Annotated in this window: 17 protein-coding genes; 8 read left to right on the top strand and 9 right to left on the bottom strand. The window is 64.9% G+C overall.

Annotated elements, in window-relative coordinates:
* Positions 1 to 36: 36 nt before the first annotated feature.
* Both D5084_RS00270 and puuE read right to left on the bottom strand, forming a co-directional pair.
* A complete protein-coding gene (locus tag D5084_RS00270) occupies positions 37 to 891 on the bottom strand; it encodes a bifunctional allantoicase/(S)-ureidoglycine aminohydrolase (RefSeq protein ID WP_128513519.1) in 855 nt (284 codons plus the stop codon).
* Positions 888 to 2303, bottom strand: a complete 1416-nt coding sequence (puuE, locus tag D5084_RS00265; protein ID WP_128513518.1) for an allantoinase PuuE — start codon at positions 2301 to 2303, stop codon at positions 888 to 890. The genes D5084_RS00270 and puuE overlap by 4 nt, the downstream gene beginning before the upstream one ends.
* Positions 2304 to 2448: 145 nt before the next feature.
* On the opposite strand from puuE, the gene uraH reads away from it, so the two are divergent.
* Positions 2449 to 2802 carry a hydroxyisourate hydrolase gene (gene uraH, locus D5084_RS00260; protein ID WP_128513517.1) on the top strand — a complete coding sequence of 118 codons (354 nt, stop codon included), beginning with the start codon at positions 2449 to 2451 and terminating at the stop codon, positions 2800 to 2802.
* A 104-nt stretch (positions 2803 to 2906) separates the two neighbouring features.
* Positions 2907 to 4403 (top strand): DUF2125 domain-containing protein, encoded by a 1497-nt coding sequence (locus D5084_RS00255; protein ID WP_128513516.1) that lies wholly within the window; start codon positions 2907 to 2909, stop codon positions 4401 to 4403.
* Between the two features lie 69 nt (positions 4404 to 4472).
* On the opposite strand, the gene D5084_RS00250 is transcribed toward D5084_RS00255, so the two are convergent.
* Positions 4473 to 5384 carry a LysR family transcriptional regulator gene (locus D5084_RS00250; protein ID WP_128513515.1) on the bottom strand — a complete coding sequence of 304 codons (912 nt, stop codon included), beginning with the start codon at positions 5382 to 5384 and terminating at the stop codon, positions 4473 to 4475.
* Positions 5385 to 5478: 94 nt separating this feature from the next.
* Here D5084_RS00250 and D5084_RS00245 point away from each other — a divergent pair, with 94 nt between their 5' ends.
* The gene (locus D5084_RS00245; RefSeq protein ID WP_128513514.1) at positions 5479 to 6711 is read left to right on the top strand and encodes a urate hydroxylase PuuD; all 1233 of its coding nucleotides are present in this window, start codon (positions 5479 to 5481) and stop codon (positions 6709 to 6711) included.
* A 48-nt stretch (positions 6712 to 6759) separates the two neighbouring features.
* Here the strand turns inward: D5084_RS00245 and D5084_RS00240 are convergent, their stop codons facing one another.
* Together D5084_RS00240 and D5084_RS00235 are read right to left on the bottom strand one after the other, a co-directional pair.
* On the bottom strand, positions 6760 to 7161 hold the full coding sequence (locus D5084_RS00240; RefSeq protein ID WP_128513513.1) for a GFA family protein: 402 nt from the start codon (positions 7159 to 7161) through the stop codon (positions 6760 to 6762).
* Between the two features lie 80 nt (positions 7162 to 7241).
* Complete coding sequence (locus D5084_RS00235; RefSeq protein ID WP_128513512.1) at positions 7242 to 8060, bottom strand: sulfotransferase family protein; 819 nt, start codon at positions 8058 to 8060, stop codon at positions 7242 to 7244.
* A 148-nt stretch (positions 8061 to 8208) separates the two neighbouring features.
* Between D5084_RS00235 and D5084_RS00230 the strand changes: the two genes are divergently transcribed.
* From D5084_RS00230 to D5084_RS00220, 3 genes are all read left to right on the top strand, one after another.
* Entirely contained in the window at positions 8209 to 9786 is a 1578-nt protein-coding gene (locus D5084_RS00230; RefSeq protein ID WP_128513511.1) for a DUF5928 domain-containing protein, read from the top strand.
* Between the two features lie 5 nt (positions 9787 to 9791).
* Entirely contained in the window at positions 9792 to 10163 is a 372-nt protein-coding gene (locus D5084_RS00225) for an HIT domain-containing protein (protein ID WP_128513510.1), read from the top strand.
* A gap of 83 nt (positions 10164 to 10246) precedes the next feature.
* On the top strand, positions 10247 to 10702 hold the full coding sequence (locus tag D5084_RS00220) for a DUF1203 domain-containing protein (protein WP_128513509.1): 456 nt from the start codon (positions 10247 to 10249) through the stop codon (positions 10700 to 10702).
* Positions 10703 to 10876: 174 nt separating this feature from the next.
* Here the strand turns inward: D5084_RS00220 and D5084_RS00215 are convergent, their stop codons facing one another.
* Together D5084_RS00215 and polA are read right to left on the bottom strand one after the other, a co-directional pair.
* A complete protein-coding gene (locus D5084_RS00215; protein WP_128513508.1) occupies positions 10877 to 11236 on the bottom strand; it encodes an MmcQ/YjbR family DNA-binding protein in 360 nt (119 codons plus the stop codon).
* Positions 11236 to 14067 carry a DNA polymerase I gene (polA, locus tag D5084_RS00210; protein ID WP_128513507.1) on the bottom strand — a complete coding sequence of 944 codons (2832 nt, stop codon included), beginning with the start codon at positions 14065 to 14067 and terminating at the stop codon, positions 11236 to 11238. The genes D5084_RS00215 and polA overlap by 1 nt, the downstream gene beginning before the upstream one ends.
* Positions 14068 to 14359: 292 nt before the next feature.
* Here polA and D5084_RS00205 point away from each other — a divergent pair, with 292 nt between their 5' ends.
* Both D5084_RS00205 and D5084_RS00200 read left to right on the top strand, forming a co-directional pair.
* Complete coding sequence (locus D5084_RS00205; protein ID WP_128513506.1) at positions 14360 to 14821, top strand: GNAT family N-acetyltransferase; 462 nt, start codon at positions 14360 to 14362, stop codon at positions 14819 to 14821.
* A 164-nt stretch (positions 14822 to 14985) separates the two neighbouring features.
* A complete protein-coding gene (locus D5084_RS00200; RefSeq protein WP_128513505.1) occupies positions 14986 to 15312 on the top strand; it encodes a cupin domain-containing protein in 327 nt (108 codons plus the stop codon).
* On the opposite strand, the gene D5084_RS00195 is transcribed toward D5084_RS00200, so the two are convergent.
* Entirely contained in the window at positions 15309 to 15494 is a 186-nt protein-coding gene (locus tag D5084_RS00195) for a zinc-finger domain-containing protein (protein ID WP_128513504.1), read from the bottom strand. The two genes, D5084_RS00200 and D5084_RS00195, sit on opposite strands and share 4 nt — an antisense overlap.
* Before the next feature lie 86 nt (positions 15495 to 15580).
* Entirely contained in the window at positions 15581 to 16360 is a 780-nt protein-coding gene (locus D5084_RS00190; protein ID WP_128513503.1) for a hydroxypyruvate isomerase family protein, read from the bottom strand.
* Positions 16361 to 16365: the final 5 nt, after the last annotated feature.

The raw sequence follows: 16365 nt of genomic DNA, 5'->3' as shown, positions 1-16365 counted from the left end.
GACCCCCCGCGGAGTATTTGGGAAAAGAGCAAGCCATCAGCGCAGGGGGCCGAAAGCGCCGGGGCCGCGCAGTCTGGCGTGGCGGTTCACGTCCTTGTAGAGCAGGTAACGGAAAGGGCCGGGACCGGCAGCGTAGCAGGCCTGCGGGCAATAGGCGCGCAGCCACATGAAATCGCCCGCCTCGACCTCGACCCAGTCCTGGTTCAGCTTGTAAACGGCCTTGCCTTCCAGGACATAGAGGCCGTGTTCCATCACATGGGTTTCCTCGAACGGGATCACGCCGCCGGGCTGGAAGGTGACGATATTGACATGGGCATCGTGGCGCAGGTCGTCGGGTTCGACGAAGCGGGTGGTGCCCCAGCGGTTCTGGGTGTCGGGCATCCAGCGCACGGGGACGTCGCGTTCGTTGATGACGAAGGGTTCGGGCGCAGGCGTGCCGGGGGCCGGTTCGTAGAGCTTGCGCAACCAGTGGAAGCGGGCGGGGGCGCTGCCTTCGGCGAGGAGGGTCCAGCGGGTGCCGGGCGGCAGGTAGGCGTAGGAGCCTTCCTCCATCTCATACCCCGTGCCGTCGAGCGTGAGGGTCGCGAGGCCGCCGGTGAAGAACAGCCAGTGTTCGGCGCCGGTCTCGGCATCGGGCGCGTCGGAGCCGCCACCGGGGGCGACTTCCATCACGTATTGGGAGAAGGTCTCGGCAAAGCCGGTCATCGGCCGCGCGATCATCCAGAGCCTGGTCTTCGTCCAGCCGGGCAGGAAGCTGGTGACGATGTCGGAAAAGCAGCCCCTGGGGATCACGCAATAGCTGCCGGTGAAGACCGCGCGCTGGGTCATGAGGGCGCTTTGCGGAGGCAGGCCGCCGGGCGGGGTGTAGTAGGCCGAGTGCTTGTCTGTCATGGCAGTTGGTCCTTCAGGCGCAGTTCGGCGATGCGTTCCACCTGTTTGCAGGCGGTGGCGAATTCGGAGGGCGTGTCGTTGTCGATGCGGGTCTGGAAAGCCGCCAGGATCGAGGCCTTGGTGTGGTCGCGCACGGCGATGATGAAGGGAAAGCCGTGTTTGGCGACGTAAGCCTCGTTCAGGCGCTGGAAGGTGCTGCGTTCCTCGTCGGTGAGCGCGTCGAGGGCGGCGGAGGCCTGTTCGGCGGTGCTTTCCGGGGTCAGGCGCCTGGCTGCGGCGAGTTTGCCGGCAAGGTCGGGGTGGGCCTTGAGGACCTTCAGCCGTTCCTCGGGCGAGGCGGAGCGGAAGATGCGGGTCAGGGCGTTGTGGAGGCCCGCGGCGCTGTCATGGGCGGGGCCAAGCTCCAGGTCGAAGGCGCGGTCGGCGATCCAGGGGGAATGTTCGAAAATGGAACCGAAACGCTCCACGAACCTTTCGCGCGTCATCTGGCTTGGACGCTCGAACCGCTTGTGCGGATGGGTTTTTCGCCAATGCTCGGCAATGTCGATCCGGCGCGGGAACCAGACGCCCGCATGGGATCTTGCATAGTCCAGGAAACGCTTGAGCCCCGCGATCTTGCCGGGGCGGCCGATCAGTCGGTTGTGCAGGCCGATGGAGAACATCTTTGCCGCCCCCGCCGCGCCTTCGGCGTAAAGGGTGTCGAAGCTGTCCTTCAGGTATTGGTGGAACTGTTCCCCGGTGATGTAGCCGGGGGCCGTGGCAAAGCGCATGTCGTTGGCTTCGAGAGTGTAGGGGATCACCAGCTGGTCGTGGTCGCCAAATTCGCGCCAATAGGGCAGGTCGTCGTCGTAGGTGTCGGAAATCCAGGCAAGCCGCCGGGTCTCGGCGGTGAGGCGCACGGTATTCATCGAGCAGCGGCCGGTATACCAGCCCTGCGGCGGTTCGCCCACGACTTCCTCGTGCAGGCGGAAACTTTCGGCGATCTGGGCGGCCTCTTCGGCCTCGGGCATGTCGCGGTGGTCGATCCACTTCAGGCCGTGGCTGGCGATCTCCCACCCGGCGGCCTTCATCGCGGCGACCTGTTCGGGGTTGCGCGCCAGCGCCGAGGTGACGCCATAGACGGTGACGGGGATGTCCATCCCGGTGAACAGGCGATGCAGCCGCCAGAACCCGGCCCGCGCGCCGTAGTCGTAGATCGATTCCATGTTCCAGTGGCGCTGACCGGGCCAGGGGGCGGCGCCGGCGATGTCGGAGAGGAAGGCCTCGGACTGGCCATCGCCGTGCAGGATGTTGTTCTCGCCGCCCTCTTCGTAGTTGAGGACGATGGAGACGGCGATCTTCGCGCCGCCCGGCCAGCGGGCGTCGGGGGGATTGGGGCCGTAGCCACGGAAGTCGCGGGGATAGCGGTTCACGGGGGCGTCTCCTTTTTGGGGTGAGACTAGGGGAAATTCGCGGAAGATATTTTCAGGATTTCACGAAAGGTCATATGCGCGCAACGCCGGGTCGCGCCGGGCCGGATTTCGTGGTCTGATGGCGCAAACGCGAGGGAGGATCACGATGGGACGGCTGTCGACGCATGTGCTGGACACGGCAAGGGGCAAGCCCGCGGCGGGCGTCAGGATCACGCTGTACCGGATTTCCGGACAAAATCACCGGAAGCTGAAGGAGGTCGTCACCAATGCCGACGGGCGCACGGACGCGCCGCTTCTGGAAGGCGAGGCGTTGCAGGCAGGCAGCTACGAACTGGTCTTCTGCGCGGGCGACTATCTGAGGGCCTCGGGCCAGGCAGGCGAAGGCATTCTTTTCCTTGATGAAATTCCGATCCGTTTCGGCGTGCCGGACGCGGGCCAGCATTATCACGTGCCGCTTCTGATCTCGCCGTTCGGCTATTCGACCTACCGGGGGTCCTGACGGCGCAGACCGGCCCGAAAGGGGTCGTGAAACCGTCACTTGCGTCATCCGTCTGTCCGGCATTATGTGGCTGGGTCAAATTTATTCGGCTCAAGGAGAACCACATGTTTCGGATGAAAAGTTTCGTTGCTGCCCCGGGTCTTGCATTGCTGCTTTGCGGCACCGCCCATGCCGCGCTGACCGCCGATCAGGTCTGGCAGTCCTGGAAGGATGCCGGTGCGGCTGTCGGCCTGACGATTTCGGCTGCGACCGAGAACAAGTCCGGCGGTGTCCTGACGCTGAACGGCGTTTCGATTGCGCCGGAGGGTGCTGCGGGACTGACGATTTCGGACATGACCCTGACCGAACAGTCGGACGGATCGGTGACCATCGCCCCCGGTGCGGATATCGGCGTGACGATGACCGGAGATACGGAGGGCTCGGTCAAGCTGACCCATGACGGTCTGACCATCACCGCGCGCGAGGCCGATGGCGGCGTGGCCTATGACTATGCGGCGGCCAAGCTGGATGTGGTTTACGACAGCACCTATCCGGGCATGTCCCTTGACGGCAGCGAAGCGCCCAAGGTTTCGTCTTCGGGCGATGTCAGCCTTGCGAACCTGTCGGGCACCTATTCCGATACCCCCGGCACCAACCGCACCTTCGGCTGGTCGCTGAAGGCCGACACGCTGGCCTATACCACCAGGTCCGACGATCCGGGGATGGAGCTGAAGCAGACCTCGACCAGCACCACCCAGGATATCGACCTGGCGTTCAGCTTTGCCTTGCCCTCGACCATTGCGCTGGCCGACATTCAGTCGCCCGCCGATTTCACCAAGGCGCTGAACGAGGGTCTGGCCGTCACGCTGTCGACCAGGCAGGGTGAGTCCTCGGGCACCATGAAGCAGGAAAATGCCATGATGCCGATGGACCTGGTGATGAAGGCGGGCGGGGGTGAAGGCTCTGCCGTTTTCAACAAGGACAGCCTCTCGCTCAAGTCGATGGCCGCCGGGCTGGACATCGAATCCGGCGCGGGCGCGATGCCGGTGCCGGTGAAGGTGACGAGCGGCCCGATGGAATTCGGCCTGACCTCTCCGGTGATCGCGACCGAAGCGGCGGGGGACTACGGGTTCGTCCTGAAACTGGCCGATTTCAGCGTCAACGAGGAAGCCTGGGCGATGTTCGACCCGCAGGGCACGCTGCCGCGGGATGCCGCGCAGATCGCCATCGACATTTCGGGCAAGACCAAGATGGACCTGCCGGCGCTGGTTGCGGCCGAGGAAACCGGGGTGCCTTACGTCCCGGCGCTGGAAAGCCTGAACCTGACCCAGCTGGGCCTGAAGGTGGCGGGTGCTGCGCTGGATGCGACGGGGGCCTTCACCTTCGACAACTCGATGGGCATGCCGATGCCGCTGGGCGAGGCGAATGTCACCGTCACGGGTGCGAACAAGCTGATCGACGGGCTGATCGCGACGGGGCTTCTGACCCAGGAGGATGCGATGGGCGCGCGCATGATGATGGGCATGTTCATGGTCCCGGCGGGCGAGGATACGCTGACCTCGAAGATCGAGGCGAAGGAAGGGATGCAGATCCTGGTGAACGGCCAGCCGCTGCCGATGTGACATTGGCCCTTTAGGCTCTGAGGGCGGGGCTTCGGTCCCGCCCTTTTCATTGGTGCGCTGTGGCACACCCTACTTCGTGCGCCGAAGGTCGTCGCGAATCTGCGCGGCCATGTAATCGGTGAACAGCTGGACCTTGGGGTCCTTCAGCCTGCGGTGCTGGCTGAGCGCCGACAGCTGGATCGGCAGCGGCGGCGAGGCTGTGGCGACTGGGATCAGGCGGCCTTCGCGCAGATGGTCGGCGACCTCGAACACCGGTTTCAGCACGATCCCGCGCCCGTCCAGTGCCCAGCCGGTGAGGACATCGCCGTCGTCGGACTCAAACGGGCCGGTGATCTCGAACCGGCGGGGGCCTTCGGGGGTCTGCAAGGTCCACTGGAACTCCTTGGCGCCGGGGAAGCGCAGGTTCAGGCAGTCGTGCCGGTCGCGGACCAGAGCCTCGCCGTCTTCGGGCATCCCCCGGCGGGCGACATAGGCCGGGGCGGCGCAGAGCAAGCGCGGGCAATCGGCGATGGTGCGCACCTTGAGCGTGGAATCCTCCAGAAGGCCAAGGTGGAAGGCCACGTCGATGCCTTCGGCCACAACGTCGATGCCACGGTCCGACAGGCGCAGGCGGACGTCGATCTGGGGATACAGGTCCTTGAAGGCGGGCACCCGGGGCGCGATGAGCCTGCGGCCGATGCCCAGGGGGGCGGCGACGAAGATCGTGCCGCGCGGGTTCTGCGTCACGTCCATCACGGCGGCTTCGGCCTCGTCGATCGCCTCGAGGATGCGGCGGGCGCCGTCATAGAAGATGCGTCCGTTTTCAGTGGGTTGCAGCGACCGGGTGGTGCGGCTGAACAGGCGCACGCCGAGGTGCTTTTCCAGTTCGGAAATCCGGGCCGAGGCGACGGCGGGCGAGGTGCGCTGATCGCGGGCAGCCGCCGACATGCTGCCCAATTCGTAGACGCGGACGAACATGCGGATGTTGTTCACATAGGACATTGTTCGTCCATGCTTGAAAGTGATGCGGGCATTCCATGGATTAACAGAAAGGTGGCAAGCGGGATAGCGTTTCGACAAACCGGGAGGGCGCGCGATGTATGACTGGGTCGTTCTGTGGGAATGGGTGGAGATCGCGGCGCGCTGGCTGCATGTCATCACCGCCATCGCCTGGATTGGCTCCAGCTTCTATTTCATCGCGCTGGACCTCGGGCTGCACCGCGACCGGAACCTGGCCAGCGGCGCGGATGGCGAGGAATGGCAGGTCCATGGCGGGGGGTTCTACCATATCCAGAAATACCTCGTGGCCCCCGCCGCGATGCCCGACCACCTGGTCTGGTTCAAATGGGAAAGCTATGCGACCTGGCTGTCGGGCTTTGCCATGCTGGTTCTGGTCTATTACCTGGGGGCCGAGCTTTACCTGATCGACCCGACGGTGATGGAGTTGCAGGTCTGGCAGGCGGTTGGCATCTCTCTGGCCTCGCTGGCCTTCGGCTGGGTGGCCTACAACACGATCTGCAAGGTTTTCGTGAACGCGAACCAGACAGCGCTGATGGTGGCGTTGTTCGTGGTGCTGGTGGGGATGGCCTGGTTCTACACGCAGGTCTTCAGCGGCCGGGCGGCGATGCTGCATCTGGGGGCGTTCACGGCGTCAATCATGACCGGGAACGTGTTCTTCGTCATCATGCCGAACCAGCGCGTGGTGGTGGCCGACCTGAAGGCGGGCCGCAAGCCCGACCCGAAGTATGGCAAGATCGCCAAGCAGCGCAGCACGCACAACAACTATCTGACGCTGCCGGTCGTTTTCCTGATGCTGTCGAACCATTATCCGCTGGTCTTTGCGACGGAATGGAACTGGGTGATCGCCAGCCTCGTCTTCCTGATGGGCGTGACGATCCGGCACTGGTTCAACACCCGTCACGCGCGGAAGGGCAATCCGCACTGGACCTGGGGGCTGACGGTGATCCTGTTCCTTGTCATCGCCTGGCTGTCCACCGCCCCGATGCGGGTGGTTGACGGCGAGGCCAGGTTGCAAGGCGCGGCGCTGGTCTATGCCTCGGCCCCCGGCTTCGAGGAGGTGGTCGGCATCGTGCAGGGCCGCTGTTCGATGTGCCATGCGGAGGAGCCCGGCTGGGAGGGCCTGCACTGGCCGCCGAAGGGCGTGGTGCTGGAAACCCCCGCCCAGATCGCGCATGAGGCGCGGCGGATCTATCTGCAGGCAGGTGTCACCCATGCCATGCCGCCGGGGAACCTGAGCTATATGGAGCCGCAGGAACGGGCGGCGATCGTGGAGTGGTTCCGCAAGGCGGGGTCGGAGGACCCGGTGTGAAGGCAGGAAGCCAAATTTCTTAAGCAAGAAATTTGTCAGAATCCTTGCTTAAGGATTTTGGGGCTCCTCGCGGGCAGGGTTTTCGCGGTTCTTCTCGTAGTGCCGCATCCCCGTGAACTCTGGCAGCCAATCCTCGCGCCGGATCGTCCACAGCTCATAGGTCGGGCGGAAGACCGAAGGATCGTCGAGGCAGCCAAGGTTGATGCCGATCTCGTCACCGATATGGGCATAGACCGGCGAGCCGCAGGTCGGGCAGAAGCTGCGGTCGCGGTAGGTTCGAACTTCGCCCGAAAGGGTGACGGCGGTTTCGGGAAAGATCGCCGAGGCGTGGAACAGCGTGCCGTGGTTCTTGCGGCAATCCATACAGTGGCAGAGGCCGACGCGGTAAGGCCGGCCTGTCGCCGTGAACCGCAAAGCGCCGCAGAGGCAACCACCGGTGACTTTGTCCATTGAACCCTCCCGCTCGTCGTGGACTGCGTCACTCCTCGCTGCGCCCCCCCGACGAGACGGCGAAGGCGTACGAGGAGGCGTCAGTCGCCCAGCTTGGCGTGAACCTCGTCCAGATCAACCGGGCCTTTCGGCATCTTGTTCGCGGGATTGTCGAAGTCATAGCGGAAAAGCTGGAAATCGCGTTTGTAGATTTCCCACATGAGATGCATCGAGAGGTCGTCGAAATAGGCCTCGACCGGATGCGCCCGCTTGGGCCCATGGCCTTCGCTTTCGTTGAAGCGGGGGATTTTCGCCAGATCGACCGGGTGCTTCACTTGGATGTTGTCCAGCACCACCTGCATCCCGGCATTGAAATCCTCGGTGAAGAAGATGTGGTTGTAGCGCCCGCCGTTGACGATGAAGGTGGACACATGGCCGGCCACCGCCGACCAGTGGATGTCGGGCTCCATCGGTTTCTTCCAGCGGATCGTGTCGCGGGCGAACAGAAGGAAGCGGCGGAAGCTGGCGATCTGGTCGAACTCCTGCTTGCCGTCCTCGCCGCCGACCTCGATCCCGTATTTCTGGATCAGAAGCGGCACGAGGTTCCCGCGGTAGCGTTTGCCGTTGCGCTGGATGCCGCAGATCTTGTCGAAGAACGAGGACAGGATCCGCGTATAGGGGTTGCGCACGCAGGTGAAGGCATAGACCTGCCGTGCCCGCACGCTGCGTTCGATGATCGGCTGGCTGGCCTCTTGCGCCCATTTGTGCAGGCCGGTGGTCGCATCGTGGATGTCGCCGTCGAAGAACCGGCCGTGGTCGGAGTAATACATGATCTGCCCGATGGTCGAGCAGGCGCATTTCGGCACCACCCGGTAGACGACGCTTTCGCTCTCCGTCATCCATGTTCCGGGAAAACCCATGACCCAAGGTCCTTCTTCAGCCCAAAGACGTGAACCAGACAAGTGACGCACGATTGCGGCACTCAAGCAGACATATTCGGGCTTTTCAAGGAAGCACCCGGCAGTCTAGTCAGGCAGAACCACGCATTGGCGGACATGCACGGGACCGATGACGCAGATCGCCTTCATCCTGCTTTGCCACAAGGACCCCGAAGGCATCATTGCGCAGGCCTTGCGGCTGACGGCGACGGGGGATTGTGTGGCGATCCATTTCGACGCCCGCGCGCCGCAGGTCGACTATGCCCGCATCCGGGCGGCGCTGGCGGGCAATCCGCAGGTGACTTTCGCCCGCCGTCGGGTCAGATGCGGCTGGGGGGAATGGAGCCTGGTGGCGGCCACTCTGGCGGGGCTGCGGGCGGCGCTGACGGAGTTCCCCGGGGCCACGCATTTCTACATGCTGTCGGGCGACTGCATGCCGATCAAGACGGCGGAATATGTGCACGCCTTCCTGGAACGCGAGGATGCCGACTACATCGAAAGTTTCGATTTCTTCGGATCGGACTGGATCAAGACCGGGATCAAGGAGGAACGGCTGATCTATCGCCACTGGTTCAATGAACGGCAGAGGAGATGGCTGTTCTATACCTCGCTGGAATTGCAGAAGAAATTCGGCCTGTCGCGCAGGATTCCCGAGGATCTGCAGATGCGGATCGGCAGCCAGTGGTGGTGCCTGCGCCGGCGCACGGTCGAGGCGGTGCTTGATTTCGTGGCGCGCCGCCGTGACATCCAGCGGTTCTTCTCGACGACCTGGATCCCGGACGAGACCTTTTTCCAGACGCTTGTCGCCCATCTGGTGCCGGATCGGGAAATCCGGTCGCGCACGCTGACCTTCCTGATGTTCACCGACTACGGCATGCCGGTGACCTTCTACGACGACCACTACGATCTTCTGTTGGCGCAGGGCTATCTCTTCGCGCGCAAGATCAGCCCCGAGGCAAGGCGGCTGAAGCAGCAGCTGGGGGATCTTTATGCCGAGACGGGGCGGACGTTCGCGATCTCGGACGAGGGGCGGCGGCAGTTTGCCTATCTCACCTCGCGCGGGCGGGAGGGGCGGCGCTTTGCCCGGCGGTTCTGGGAGGCGGAGACGAGCCTTGGCCGCAACCGGACGCTCTTGATGGTGGCCTGCAAGAAATGGCATGTCGCCAAGCGGCTGGTGGAACGGCTGCGCAGCGTGACCGGGGTTCCGGCGGTGGAATACCTTTTCAACGAGGAAGCGACGCCGCTGCCCGATCTGGGCGGCATCGAATCGCGGCTGGACAAGCGGATGCGCCACCGCCGGGCGCTGGTCAGGATGCTGTTCGACCATTGGCAGACCGACCGGCTGGTGGTCTGCGTCGATCCCGGCAGCATCGAGCTGATCCAGGACTTCGGCAACGACAAGTCGCATCTGCGGCTTCTGGAGATCGACTGCCAGTTCACCGACGACTATCTGATCGGCCATGCGCGGCGTGTCGGTCTGGCCGGGCCGCACACCCCGGTCAGCGCGGTGGAGCAGCTGTTGCCGACGATCCGCTACGATGTGAGGTTCGAAAGCGACCGGCTGCGCGATCTTGATCTGGCGGCGCATTACCGGATGCGCCAGACTGCCGGTATCGCGGAAAACGCGGCCGCCCTGGCGGGGTTCCTTCAGATCCCGGTCGAGACCGCGCGGGAGATTGCCGCAACCGAGTACCTATTCGTGGATTGAGACGCATGAGCTGGACTTACGACCCCACCAACATCTTCGCCCGCATCCTGCGCGGAGAGATTCCGAACAAGACGGTGATGGATACGCCGCATACGCTGGTGTTCCACGACATCCACCCGCAAGCCCCGGTGCATGTGCTGGCGGTGCCGAAGGGGGCCTATGTCTCGTTCGACCATTTCGCAGCCGAAGCCTCGGCCGAGGAACTGGTCGATTTCCACCGCACCGTCGCCAAGACCTGCGAGATCCTGGGGCTGACCGGGCCGGAAGGGTTCCGCGCGATCACCAATGCCGGGGCGCATGGGCATCAGGAAGTGCCGCATTTCCACCTGCACATCCTGGGCGGTCGTCCTCTGGGGCGTCTGGTCGAGCGGACGTGAAGTCGGGGCGCGCCTGAAACCGCAAGCTTCGGGTCGTGCGGGGCCCTGGTCGCTGGCATCTTCCGGGAAAGGCGGAGGATGACATGCGATTTGTGGCGATACCGACGACGGTGGTGCGGGGCTATCAGGCCGGGGGGCCGGACGCGAATGGGCAGGTGCCCGAGCGGATGGTCTCGGACGGGGGCGGCAATCCTTGCAGGCATTGCCTGAAGATGATCCCCGCGGGCGCAGGAATGCTGGTGTTGGCGCACCGACCCTTTCCAAACCTGCAGCCCTATGCCGAGGTGGGGCCGATCTTCCTGTGTGCGGACCCTTGCGAAGCGGGCGGTGGTGAGGCGCTGCCCGAGGTTCTGGACTCGCCCGATTACATCGTTCGCGGCTATGGGCCTGACGACCGGATCGTCTATGGCACCGGCGGGGTGGTCGCAACGGGGGCGATCCTGGCGCGGGCGGGCGAGGTGTTCGGCGATGCGCGGGTGGCCTATGTGCATGTCCGATCGGCGCGGAACAACTGCTATCAATGCCGGATCGACCGCTAGAGCGGGGCGGTTTTCAGATGGGCGCGGACGCGCGGGTCTTTTGTCTTGTCGTCGGCCTTCGCCTCATCCCCGGCTGAGGCGGGGTGCTGCCCCTTCCATCCCGATGGCCTTTCGGACCAGTGGCGATGCCATTCGGCCACCCCGGGATATCCGGGGGGAAGAGACAGGTCTGGATCAGGCTGGCGGGTTGATCGCATCCCAGGCCCTGAGCCAGCGTTTCGGTGCGGCGTCGCGCCAGTGTCGGATGAGGCGGGCAGTGGCCCAGGCTTCGTCGATGCGGCCTGCGCGGACGAGGATCAGGTTGTGGGGTTCGTAATGCGGATGGAGGGCGAAGGTCTTGGGGTCTGCGGCCAAGAGCATCTCGCGTTCGTCCTTGCCGCATTTGAAGACGGCAGCATCGACGTAAGGCGACCACCAGCACCACATCTTGCCATGCGCCTTGAGGCAGGGGTTGCCCCAGGCCGTGGTGTCCGTGACCTCGGGCAGGTTGAGGCCAAGGGCGAGGGCTTTCAACTCGGCGTAGGTCATGATCATCAATGCGCCTCGGCCCAGGTCTTGCCCTGTCCGGCTTCCACCGCGAGGTGGACGTTCAGGGCGACGGCGGGGGCGGAAGCCTGTTCCATCACCTCCCTGGCGATGGGGATCAGGCGGTCGGCGTCGGCTTCTGCCACCTCGAACAGAAGTTCGTCGTGGACCTGCAGCAGCATCTTCGCGTCCAGCCCCTCGATGGCCTTCGGCATCCGGATCATCGCCCGGCGGATGACGTCGGCAGCGGTGCCCTGGATGGGTGCGTTGATCGCGGCGCGCTTGGCGAAACCGGCGCCGGGGCCCTTGGCGTTGATTTCGGGAGTATGAATTTTCCGACCGAAAAGCGTCTGAACGTACCCGTTTTCCTGAGCGAACTTTACAGTATCGGACATATAGCCCTTGATGCCGGGAAATCGCTCGAAATAGCGGTCGATGAAACCCTGCGCTTCGGCCCGCGGAATACGGAGGTTCCGGGCGAGGCCGAAGCCGGAAATCCCGTAGATCACCCCGAAGTTGATCGCCTTGGCCTTGCGGCGGATGTCGGGGGTCATCTGGTCCAGGGGCACGTTGAACATCTCGGACGCGGTCAGGGCGTGGATGTCGATCCCCTCTTCGAAGGCGCGGCGCAGCTCGGGGATGTCGGCGATATGGGCAAGGATGCGCAGTTCGATCTGGGAATAGTCGAGGCTGACCAGGACCCGGCCTTCGGGGGCGACGAAGGCCTCGCGGATGCGGCGGCCTTCCTCGGTGCGGACGGGGATGTTCTGGAGGTTGGGGTCGGTCGAGGCGAGGCGGCCGGTGTTGGCCCCCGCGATGGAGTAGGAGGTGTGGACGCGGCCCGTTTCGGGGTTGATCGCCTCTTGCAACGCGTCGGTGTAGGTGGATTTCAGCTTGGCGATCTGCCGCCAGTCGAGGATGCGCGCGGCGAGGCGCGCGCCCTGCGGGTGGCTGTCCTCCAGCGTGGTGATGTCCTCGAGGATGTCGGCGCCGGTGCCATAGGCCCCGGTCTTGCCCTTTTCGCCGCCGGGAACGCCCAGGCGATCGAACAGGATCTCGCCCAGCTGCTTGGGGGAGCCCACGTTGAACTTCTCGCCGGCGATGTCCTGGATTTCCTCTTCGAGCTGGACCAGCTTCTGCGCAAAGACGTTGGACATGCCGCGCAGGACGTCGCGGTCGACCTTGATGCCGGTCATCTCCATGTCGGCGAGGACGGGGACGAGGGGGCGTTCGAGCGTCTCGTAGACGGTGGTGACCTTCGCCCGGTGCAGGCGCGGCTTCAAGGTCTGCCAGAGGCGTAGAGTCACATCGGCGTCCTCGGCGGCATATTTCACGGCGTCGTCTATGGCGACCTTGTCGAAGGTGATCTGGGATTTGCCCGATCCGAGGAGGGACTTGATCGGGATCGGCTGGTGGCCGAGGTAGCGGTCGGAAAGCTCGTCCATGCCGTGGTTGTGGAGCCCTGCGTGCATCGCGTAGGACATGAGCATCGTGTCGTCGATGGGGGCGATGCGCAGCCCCGGACGGGCGAAGATCTTCCAGTCGTATTTCATGTTCTGGCCGATCTTGAGGATCGCGGGATCCTCGAGGATCGGCTTCAGCGCGGCCAGAACCTCGTCCAGCGGCAGTTGTTCGGGGGCAAGGGCCTTGGCCCCGAACAGATCGCCGCCGCCCGTGGTGTGGCCGACAGGGATGTAGGCCGCCTTCCCGGCATCGACCGACAGCGAGATGCCGACGAGATCGGCCTGCATCTCGTTCAGGCTTGTCGTTTCGGTGTCGATGGCGACATGGCCCAGATCGCGGATGCGGGCGATCCAGCGGTCGAGGGCGTCGCGGGTGCGGATGCATTCGTAGGCGGCGTGGTCGAAGGGGGGCTGTTCGGCCTGCGGCTGTGGCTTCTCCTCGCGGGCGACGGTGAGCTGCGAGACCTCTGGCAGGGCGGGGGTGGTGATGCCGAGTTTTTCCGCGACACGTTTCGTCAGGGTGCGGAATTCCATTTTCGTAAGGAACTCCATCAGCTTGTCGGGTTCGGGCAGGCGGATTTCCAGATCGTCCAGCGTCACGTCCAGCGGCGTGTCGTCCTTCAGCGTGACAAGCTCGCGGGAGATGCGGATCTTCTCGGCATTCTCGACCAGCGCCTCGCGGCGTTTGGGCTGCTTGATCTCGGAGGCGTGGGCCAGAAGTGTGTCGAGGTCGCCGTATTCGTTGATGAGCAGCGCGGCGGTCTTGAGGCCGATGCCCGGCGCGCCGGGGACGTTGTCCACGCTGTCGCCCGCAAGGGCCTGCACGTCGATCACCTTTTCGGGGGGGACGCCGAATTTCTCGATCACCTCCTCGGGGCCGATGACGCGGGATTTCATCGGGTCGAACATGTCCACCCCGGGGCGGATCAGCTGCATCAGGTCCTTGTCCGAGGAGATGATGGTGCAGGTCCCGCCCGCCTCGACCGCCTGTTTCGCCAGGGTGGCAATGATGTCGTCGGCCTCGAACCCTTCCGTTTCCAGACAGGCGACGTTGAAGGCGCGGGTGGCTTCGCGGGTCAGCGGGAATTGCGGGCGCAGGTCCTCGGGTAGCTCGGGGCGGTTGGCCTTGTAGTCCGGGTAGATCGCGTTGCGGAAGGTCTCGGCCGAATGGTCGAAGACCACGGCAAGATGCGTCGCGGCCTTGCCGTTCGAGGTGGCGCGGGAAAGTTCGTTCCACAGGATGTTGCAGAAGCCCGCGACGGCACCCACCGGCAGCCCGTCGGACTTGCGGGTGAGCGGCGGCAGCGCGTGATAGGCGCGGAAGATATAGGCCGAGCCGTCGATGAGATGCAGATGGTGGCCTTTGCCGAAAGTCATGGGTCGTCTCCCGTCGCCTGGAGAGGATTATTGGCAGAAGGCCGACGAAAGGGCCACCCGGTACGGCATGCTGCGGGGGGCACAGGCGGGCTTGACCCGGGCGAAAGGGCGGTGCAATGTCACGCCATGCTGTGCCAGATGACCTACCAGTCGTTTTATTGGACCGACGCCACATAGGCGGCCGGGCAGCGTTTCACAACCGAAGCAAACCCCAGAAAGCCGCCCGCGAGGGTCAGGCCGGTTGGTTCACAAGGTTCCCCTCGCCGGGCCGCCCCAGCGAAGGAAACCGAAGATGTCGACCCCCACTGTCACGATCCGCCGCGCCACGGCAGAGGACCTGCCAGAAACCCACCGCATGATGATCGCGCTTGGCGCGCAGCATGGGTTGCCTGCCACGCTGACCCCGCGGGTCCTGGCCCGGATCGCGCTGGACGGGCCCGCGGCGCGGCTTCTGGTCGCGCACCGGACCGACAGCCCGCAGCGCCATCCCGTGGGCCATGCCCTGTTGATCCTGGGGCGCAACATGGTGGCGGGCGCGACCTGGGGCTTTGTCGAACAGCTTTATGTCCAGGCGCCGGACCGGGGGCAGGGCATCGGCCGGGCGCTTCTGGCCGCCGCGCGCGCCGAGGCGCTGGCGGCGGGCTGTGCGGGAGTGACCGTCAGCAGCCGCCCCGAGACCGACGGGTCGGCCCTGGGCTACCGGGCGCTGGGGCTGGAGATGGACGCGGCCCGGCCGCGCTTTGCGGCCGAATGAACGGAAGCCTGGGGTCGGGCCTTGCGCAAGGGTGACTGGCCGCCCACCGTCCGTGGTGCGGAACGATACTGCGCTGGATGGCCATTCCTTCGGGTTCCTGAACGGGACGTTCCATCTCAAGCTGTCCGCTGCCATGACGGGGTGGTCTGTGCATCTACGACACGGTGCGCAGCGCGCCGGGCGGGCCGGCGATGCATGTCCATGCCGCTCGGGACGAGTGGTTTCTGGTCTCCGACGGCGAGTTCGAGATCAGGGTCGGCGAGGTGCTGCACCGGCTGATGCCGGGTGACAGCCTTCTGGCGCCGCGCGGTATCCCGCACGCCTTCCGCAATACGACCGGGACCGGTCGGATTCTTTTGGCATTTCAGCCTGCGGGCACGATGGAAGACTTCTTCGTCGAAGGCAGCCGGCTTGGCCCACTGACCCCTTTCGCCTTTGCCGAGCTGTCGTCGAGGCACGGGATGCAGGTGGTAAGGCCGTCGCTTGCCTAGTGGTCGTCGTGGGCGTGCTCGCGGTCGATGACATACCGCTTGTCGCAATAGCCGCATTCGACCCAGCCCGTGTCGCGCGGAATGGTCAGCCAGACGCGGGGATGGCCAAGGGCGCCTTCACCCCCGTCGCAGGCCACTTTCCAGGTGGTGACAACTTGGGTTTCCGGTGCTTCGATCGGCATGGGTGGCTTCCTGTGCTGGCTTGGTTGCCTTTTAGCGGGCGAGGGGCGGGCGACACAAGAGGGCGTGCGAGGGGGGCTGCCGCAGCCTATCCGCCTATCAGCAGCGCCCCGCGCGATTTCAGCGCGGTCAGCCAGCCGAGCCCCTGCGCTGTGCCCTTGGCCGGGCGGTACTCAGCGGAGATCCACAGGTCGGGGAACCGGGCATCGACGGCATCGCAGAGATCGGGCAGCGAGAAGCCGCCTCCACCCGGTTCGTTGCGGCCCGGGAAGCCGGAGATCTGGACATGGCTGATCCGGTGGCAATGCGTCTGCCAGACCTGGGCTGCATCGCCGTGCAGCCGGGCGGCATGCCAGAGGTCGAACTGGATGCCGATCCGGGGATTGGCGATGTCGTCCAGAATGCGCGCCGCATCGTCGTAGTCGTTCAGGAAATAGCCCGGCATGTCGTCGGGATTGAGCGGCTCGATGGTCAGCGACAGCTCCGGCGCCTGGGCCAGGGCCCAGGACAGGTTCTCGACATAGGCCTGTTCGGCTTGCGGGCCCTTGGCGACCCCCGCCATCACATGGACGGAAGCCGCGTTCAGCCGGGTCGCATATTCGGCGGCGCGCAGAAAGCTGTCACGGAAGCGCAACTCCATTCCCGGGACGGCGGCGAAACCGCGGTCGCCGCTGGCCCAGTCGCCCGGCGGCGTGTTGATGAGAGCCAGCGGGATGCCGTTCAGCGCGCGCTCCCAATCTGCCATCGGCTGGTCGTAGGGAAACAGCACCTCGACCCCGTCAAAGCCACAGCGTGCCGCCCAGTCGGGGCGGTCGAGCATCGGGACTTCGGTGAAGAGGTAGGTCAGATTGGCGGCGAAGCGGGGCATGTCGA

This window comes from Tabrizicola thermarum (assembly GCF_003574395.1).
Classification (GTDB): Bacteria; Pseudomonadota; Alphaproteobacteria; order Rhodobacterales; family Rhodobacteraceae; genus Tabrizicola; species Tabrizicola thermarum.
This window is presented reverse-complemented; position numbering and strand designations above follow the sequence as displayed.